Genomic DNA, 824 nt, shown 5'->3' with positions numbered 1-824 from the left:
GCGGGTGAGCCCGTTGACGCCCGGCAGGGAGATCGGCTTCCGGGCACGCGGCGAACGGCACTGCGTCGGGGCCCGGGGCAACGCCTGCCCGCTGACCGCCGTCGTGTCCGGGCGGACGACGCAGGCGCGGTGCGCCGAGTGCGCGCGGCTGGACCGGGCCCATTCGGTGGCCGCCGACACGATGCCCGACGACCCGCGTCCCTACCGGGTGTACCTGGCCTGGTTCGGGCCGGGCCTCGTGAAGGTGGGGATCACCGGCGAGGCGCGCGGGTCGGCGCGGCTGCGGGAACAGGGGGCGGTGGCCTTCGCCTGGCTCGGGCGGGGGCCGTTGATGGCCGCCCGGCGCACGGAGGAGCTGCTGCGGGCCGCGCTCGGGGTGCCGGACCGGATCCCGTACGACGCCAAGCGCGCCGTACGGGCGGCGCTGCCGCCGGCCGGGGAGCGGGCGGCCGAGGTGGCCTCGCTGCATGCGCGGGCCGCCGCGCTCCCGGGATGGCCCGAGACGCTGGAGCGGCTGGAGTGCCGGGTCGTGGACCACGCCGGGGTGTTCGGCCTCGACGGTCTGCCGCCTGCCACGGAGGTGGTGCGGGAGCTGGTGGACGGCGGGGCGGTCGGCGGGCGGCTCGCGGCCGTGGCCGGGCCCGATCTGCATCTGCGGACGTCCGGCGACCGGGTCGTGGTCGTGGACACCCGGCTGCTGACGGGCTGGTCCCTGGTGCGGGCCGGTGCGGACGCGGGGGCGGGTGTGCCGGTGCGCGCGATGCCGGCGGTCCGGGGTGAGCAGGGCGGTCTCTTCTGAGGCCGGCCGGGGCCGGCCTCAGAAG

Annotated in this window: 1 protein-coding gene; it reads left to right on the top strand. The window is 78.5% G+C overall.

Annotated elements, in window-relative coordinates:
• Positions 1 to 799, top strand: a 799-nt coding sequence (locus tag EAO77_RS35495) for a DUF2797 domain-containing protein (protein ID WP_147992443.1), incomplete at its 5' end; no start/stop codon positions are given.
• Positions 800 to 824: the final 25 nt, after the last annotated feature.

Source organism: Streptomyces sp. T39, assembly GCF_008042045.1.
Lineage (GTDB): Bacteria > Actinomycetota > Actinomycetes > Streptomycetales > Streptomycetaceae > Streptomyces.
Note: the sequence above shows the minus strand (reverse complement) of the source record. Positions and strands in the feature narration are given on the sequence as shown.